This is a genomic window from Clostridium sp. HCP1S3_C6 (genome assembly GCF_052066735.1).
In the GTDB taxonomy this organism is placed as follows: domain Bacteria; phylum Bacillota; class Clostridia; order Clostridiales; family Clostridiaceae; genus Clostridium.
Genome location: NZ_JBQHRN010000011.1, coordinates 82,543 through 89,262, shown reverse-complemented (window position 1 = coordinate 89,262; position 6,720 = coordinate 82,543). Strand labels below are relative to the sequence as shown.

Here is a 6,720-nt window from a genome sequence, read left to right as displayed (position 1 = left end):
TATTTCATATTTTGAATTTACTGTTCCATCAGCCTTAATTCCTGTAGTTTGTCCTTCCCATCCTTTGAAAGTATATCCTTCTTTTTCTGCTGGTGTTGGAAGTTTTACATCCTTACCATATTCTACTGTTTGTGCTACTCCATCTATTGTTACTGTAAATTGTTTTAATTTATAATTTGCAGTTATTACTGTATCCTTAGTAATGTTTTCTAATGATAAATCCCAGCCTACAAAATCGCATCCTTCTTTAACTGGTGCTTCTGGTGCATTAACTTTGCTACCAACTTCTACTGTAACTTTATCTCCTACTTGTTTACCATCTGCCATAAATGTTACATCTGCTGTATAAATAGCCTTTAATTCTAATGCTCCTGTAACATTAATGTCATCTCCTTCTTTATATTCATTACCATTTGCATCTCTCCAGCATTTAAACTTAGTTCCTTCTTTTGTATCTGGAGCTATTGCCTTAACTACTGCACCTGTACCTACAGTTTGTCCCTTATTTGCATTACCATCTTTGAATATAACTTGAACAGTATCACCATATACTGCAGTTAAAGTTAAATTTTCTTGAATATTATCTATTGTTTTTCCAGTATATTTATTTCCTTTTTGATCTTTATAGCATACAAATGTTTTTCCTGCAATTTCAGGAGCTGTTGGAAGAGTTATACTTCCGCCTCTACCTATTGTATATCCATCAACTTTCTTTGTAGAATGTCCATCCTTATCAACATAGTCACCTTTTTCATTCTTTGAATCATCTTCTACAATTTCAGTCCAAGGATTATCTACTGTAAGTGCTGTTTTACCATCAGCTTGCTTAAAGTTAATCTTAACATTTTCACCATTTATGGCTGTAATTGTATCATCCTTAGTTGCCTTACTAAATTCCTTATCCCATTTTATAAATTGCTTACCAGAATTCTCATAAGCAGCATTAATATCATCTACTGTTGGTGCCTTTATGTCTTTTCCATATTCAGTTTCAACTCCAACAACCTTTGAAGTATCACCATTATCACCATACTTAAATGTTATGTTAGCTGTATATACTGCTGTTAATGTTTCTGGCATATTTCCCTTAACTGTAACTGTATATTCTGCATTCTCAGATACTATTTTATTACTTGAATTTCTCCATCCTTTAAATGTAAGACCTTCTTTTGTTCTATCCTTAGCAGTTAATGTAACTGTTCCATTTATATTAACATCATAAGATTTACTAGTATTAGCTACAGGATCAATTGCAGTAATTGTAACAGTATCGCCATAGTAAGCAATAACCTTAACATCTTTTGTAATATTACTTATTGAATATGTCTTAGTTTTTTCATCATAAGTTAGTTGATCTGCACCCTCAACATACCAACCTCTAAATTCTTTTCCATTTTTCATAGTTGGTACTGTAGGTAATGTTAAAGTTTTTCCTTTTTCAACTTCTTCAGATGCTATTTTATCTCCTTCTGTATCTGTTATATCAAAATTGTAAACATAAACAGGTTTTATAGTAATATTATCTTGAATGTTAGATATAACATCTCCTACTTTATATTCTTTACCAGATTCATCTCTCCAGCACTTAAATGATAATCCTTCATCTTTTCTATCCTTTGGATTTTCAAGAGTAATTTCACTACCTTTACCACGTTTTACTGTAGTATCACCTATTGTAATATTAATAGGTTCTGCATATAATGCAATTACAGTAGTATCTTTCTTAATATTCTTAAGTTCCCACTTACCATCTTTATTTTTTGTTAATGTGTTATCTTGCCATTTAACAAAATATAAGTTTTTACCATATTTATCATATAAGTTTTTATCTTGAATTGGAGTGTCTATTTCAACATCACCATTATATTCCACATCTTGTTTACATAAAACATCTTCTCCTGATACATTAGTAACTTTAAATTCAGCATTATATATAGCTGTTACTGTTACATTACGATCTGGTTTATATGTTGAAATATTGACTGAAGTATAATCTTCTGTTATTTCCTTTCCAGCAATATTAGTATAAGTAATTCTCCAACATTTAAATGTAAGTCCTTCTTTTTCCTCTGGCACTAATACTTTAGATCCAATAATTTGATCCTTTTGTACCTTTATTTCTTTGCTTTTATTTGCCACCGGATCAACTACATTAAGAGTTATACGTTCTTCATAATCAGCTTTTACTATTACACCTTTCTTTATTCCAGATAAAACATTACCAGTTACATTACCAGTTTCTTCTGAGACAACTTTCCAACCTGTAAATTCTTTTCCCTCAACTTCAGGAGCCTTAATATCTGATAAATCAAGTTTACCATCTTCTGGTGCTTCAACTGTTTTTATAGTTTTTCCATCTTTGTCTTGAATAGTAACAGCTATTTTATTAGCATAAACTGCATCTATTACAACAGTTTTATCATTATTAGTATCTTTTACAATAACACTACTGCCTTCATCAAATTCTCCTGTCATTTCCTCTGTGCCACAATTCCATGTTTTAAATAGCTTGTCCTTTTGTCCTTTAGCTTTTGGTAAAGCTATCTTTGCTCCATTACCTACTGTAATTGTACTAGTATTATCTCCATCATTGTATATTACCTTTATTGGATCACCATAAACAGCTTTCAAAATAGTTACTGCTGGCCCTGCTGGCACAGATATTTTACCATCCTTTATATCCATTGGACAATAATCTATATTTCCTTTTGTATCTTCATCTGCACTTTTAACACATTTCCAACCTATAAATTGTTTTCCTTCAACTGCTGGTGCTTCTGGAACTTTTACCTCATATGATTGCTTTTCATTAATATCAAATTGCTGTGAATTTATATCCTTAGTATCTAATCCAACAAATTTAATTGTAGTTTTTGTTGATTTATATATAGGATATACTGTAGTATTTTTTTCGATTTGTCTAATTTCATCTAATGACATTCCTTTAGTTGCATTTTTATCTGTATTCCAACCTAAAAATTCTCTTCCATCTTGCTTATTTGGATCAGCTGGCAACTTATTAATATCATTTAATTTAACAATAGCATCTGCACCTGTGTATCCATCAAATGTAATTTCAGTATCAGCATACTTAGCTACTAATTTAACTTCACCTTTTATAGCTGCTTCTCCTGTAAACTTTGCATCGTTCTCTATTTTTTCACCATTTAAATACCAACCATCAAAATGCTTTCCTTTAACAACTTTAGGTGTAATTTTTTTTAATGATTCTGATAAATTTGAATCATACACAAAGTCTTTTGATTCTGATTGTATTTCATCTCCTTTTCCTTCTCCACTTTCAATTGTCACTGTATATTTATTAGCTATATATTTAGCTGTTATTTCTGTATTTTTTTGTATATTCTTGCCATCATTTATCCAAGTTCCTGTATATCCAGCTTTTGTTGGAACTGCAGGAGCTTGAGCATTTTCATTATATTCTATTTCTTTTTCTCCAACTTGTATTCCATCAGCCATATATCTAACTTTAGCTGTATATACTGGAGTATATGTAGCATTTTCATTTGGAATTTCAGCTCCAGCGTAATAATCAATATTAGCATCAGATCTCCAACACTTAAATGTTAAATCCTTTATAGTTTCACCATTTTCAAAATATTTAGTCTTTTCAGTTGTTTCCTTTTTAATAACTTCTATTTTTTGTTTATCAATTATGCCTTGTACACTTGTTGTTTCATCAGCTGCTTGTGCAACTACTTCCTTGCCCCCAAATATTTCAGGATTTACTATTCCAGTTCCTGCAACCATTGTTGTTAGTACTGCTGCACTAACAATCTTGTTTAATTTTTTACTCATAAATACTCCTCCCATTTTTTAAGAAAATTATAATATTTATTAAATAAATCTATATATTTAAATTTTATTTATTATTTACATAATTATATATTTTTTATATTAATATGTTTTCTTTAAAATATTTAGATTTATCTTCCAGTTACTTTTTCGTGATACATTTTTATATCTTAATGACAGTTTATGTCATTTAACTTTTTGTTTATATTTTTAATTATTTGTTAATATTATTTACTTTTTATATAATAATTTACTGATATTTTAAAATATTATTAAAGTAATAATAAAAAAACATCATTAAACTAAATCCCCAAATAATAGTTTAATGATGCTAAGCTAATTTAAAACTTATATAAATATAATTTTTCCCATAAATAATATTTTTATACACAAAATAAAAAATCACCTTTAAAATATAAACATATCCCCCACAGACATTTACTTTTTAAAAGTGATTTTTATTTATAAGCTAATTTTTTGAAACTTATCATATTGGCTATAATTTATTGGTATAAAATAATATTTGTTGCTTTACTTTTGTAAAGGTTACATGCTCTAAAGCTAGTAAAATAGCCCTATGACACTTTATTTTTTAGGCGAAGCCTATCAGCTATAATCGCTATAAATTCGCTATTAGTAGGTTTTCCTTTATCTCCTTGAATAGTATAGCCAAATAACTTATTTATTACTTCAACTTGTCCCCTACCCCATGCTACTTCAATAGCATGTCTTATTGCTCTTTCAACTCTTGATGCTGTTGTATTATATTTTTTAGCTATTGAAGGATATAATTCTTTTGTTACTGCACTTAATAGTTCCATATCGTTTACCACCATAGTAATAGCTTCTCTTAAATACATATATCCTTTTATGTGAGCAGGTACACCTATTTCATGAATAATTGATGTTATTTCTGTTTCTAAATCCATAGGGCCATTTGATGATACTGCAGTTTCATTATCATCAATTATACCTGAAGAAATATTTGATTGTATCTTTTGCATATTAGAACCTTGATTAGTTGGCTTTTGTGTTGTAAACATTTCTCTTATTCTCTTTGTAAAAATATCCATATCAAAAGGCTTAACAACATAATAATCTGCACCTAAAGCTATAGCTTGTTGTGTTATTTTATCTTGTCCTACTGCAGATAAAACTATTATTCCAGGAAATTTAGGTAAATCCATAGAATGAAGTTTTTCTAAAACTCCTAAACCATCTAAATGTGGCATAATTATATCTAGCACAACTAAATCTGGCTGTTTTTCCTCTATTAATTCAAGGGCTTCTCTTCCATCCTTTGCTATTCCTGTAACAACTATGTCCTTTTGATTTAATAAATAATCATTTAATATGTTACAAAATTCTTTATTATCATCTGCAATTACAACTGATATTTTTTTGTTTTCCATATACATACATCCTCACTTTTTAATTATTAGTTAATTTTCTCTGTATTGTATTATTATTTATATATCTCATAATTTTATTAGTTACACCTTTTTATAATATTATATACTATTAATTACATTTTTACAAAATAATTAGAAGGCATATTTGCAAATATTTTATTATAAATAATTATATTTAATACAAAGAAAATTATTAATTTTTATTATTTCTTCCACTATTTGTAAATTATACACTATTTTTTTCTTTGTGTAAATACATTTCATATATTTTTTTACTTTTTTTGCTATCAAATTAGAATTAGGTATTAATAATTAAAAATTGAGGGCATTTTTGCTCCTTATGTCGCAAAAATTTAAATTTTACTATGGTGGGGCAAACAAGCCCCATTTTAATAACTATATAATTCCAGCTTCTTTAAGCATCCAATCTATATATATTCCATAACCTGTATCTGGTTTATTAATAAGTACATGTGTAACAGCTCCTACAATTTTATTATTTTGAATAATTGGACTACCACTCATGCCTTGAACAATGCCACCAGTGGCTTCAAGAAGCTCTGGGTCTGTAACCTTTATTATCATACTTTTAGGACCTGGTTCGTCTTGAACAAATAACTTTTGAATTTCTATGTCATATTCTTTAGGTCCAGTGCTATCTATTGTAGTAATTATTTTTGCTGGTCCTTCTTTTACTTCATTTCTTGAGGCTACCTTTAAAGGATTTTTGTCATTTAAAGAATTATTATAAGTTGTTCCAAATATACCACATTCAGTATTGGATTCAATTAATGCAAGAGGAGAAGTATCATCTACAAAAATGCCCTTTAATTCGCCAGGATTACCCTTTTCACCTTTTCTTACACTAATTATAGATGATTTTAAAAGAGAACCATTTTTTATTTTGAAACATTCATTTGTATCACCATCAATTACAGGATGACCTAAAGCACCAAATTTACCACTTTCCTTATGATAAAATGTCATAGTACCTACACCTGCTGTAGTATCTCTTACCCATAGTCCTATTCTTTTTGTGCCATTATCATTAAATAAGTGAGCCTTTTGTGAAATTTCCTTATCTTTTCTTATGATTGTTAAAGTAACTTCATCTTCTTTTGAATTTTTTACTTTTTTAATTAAATCCTTTGATGTAGCTACAGTTTCAGAATTAACCTTTGTAATCATGTCACCTACCTGTATAGATGAACTATTAAAAGATAATTCACCATTAGTATTTGAAAATCCAACTACAAGTATACCCTTGCAAGATAATTTTACTCCAACAGAATCACCACCTGGTATAAGCTCCATATCCTGAGAACTATTAGTATCATTATCTTTTGCTTTTATATATACTGGATTTAAAGATAGTAAAAACAGAATCAAGATTGGAGTAATAATTAAATTTGATAATTTAAATAATTTATTTTGCATAATAATCTCCTCCTTTGCTTCTGTTTATAATTTGCCCAACTGATAAACATATATG

At 28.6% G+C, this 6,720-nt stretch carries 3 protein-coding genes; all 3 read right to left on the bottom strand.

Annotated elements, in window-relative coordinates; genetic code table 11:
* The coding region (locus tag ACTNAO_RS06085; protein WP_441027372.1) for an InlB B-repeat-containing protein at positions 1 to 3,819 on the bottom strand (3,819 nt) is incomplete at its 3' end.
* A gap of 572 nt (positions 3,820 to 4,391) precedes the next feature.
* Positions 4,392 to 5,228, bottom strand: coding sequence for a sporulation transcription factor Spo0A (spo0A, locus tag ACTNAO_RS06080; protein WP_441027371.1), 837 nt, complete (start codon positions 5,226 to 5,228; stop codon positions 4,392 to 4,394).
* 396 nt (positions 5,229 to 5,624) lie between these two features.
* Positions 5,625 to 6,665, bottom strand: coding sequence for a SpoIVB peptidase (gene spoIVB / locus ACTNAO_RS06075; protein ID WP_441027370.1), 1,041 nt, complete (start codon positions 6,663 to 6,665; stop codon positions 5,625 to 5,627).
* Between the last annotated feature and the right edge of the window lie 55 nt (positions 6,666 to 6,720).

Bases quoted from the DNA above. Each gene is read 5' to 3' on its own strand.
- spo0A (WP_441027371.1), bottom strand. From the start codon at position 5,228: ATGGAAAACAAAAAAATATCAGTTGTAATTGCAGATGATAATAAAGAA.
- spoIVB (WP_441027370.1), bottom strand. From the start codon at position 6,665: ATGCAAAATAAATTATTTAAATTATCAAATTTAATTATTACTCCAATC.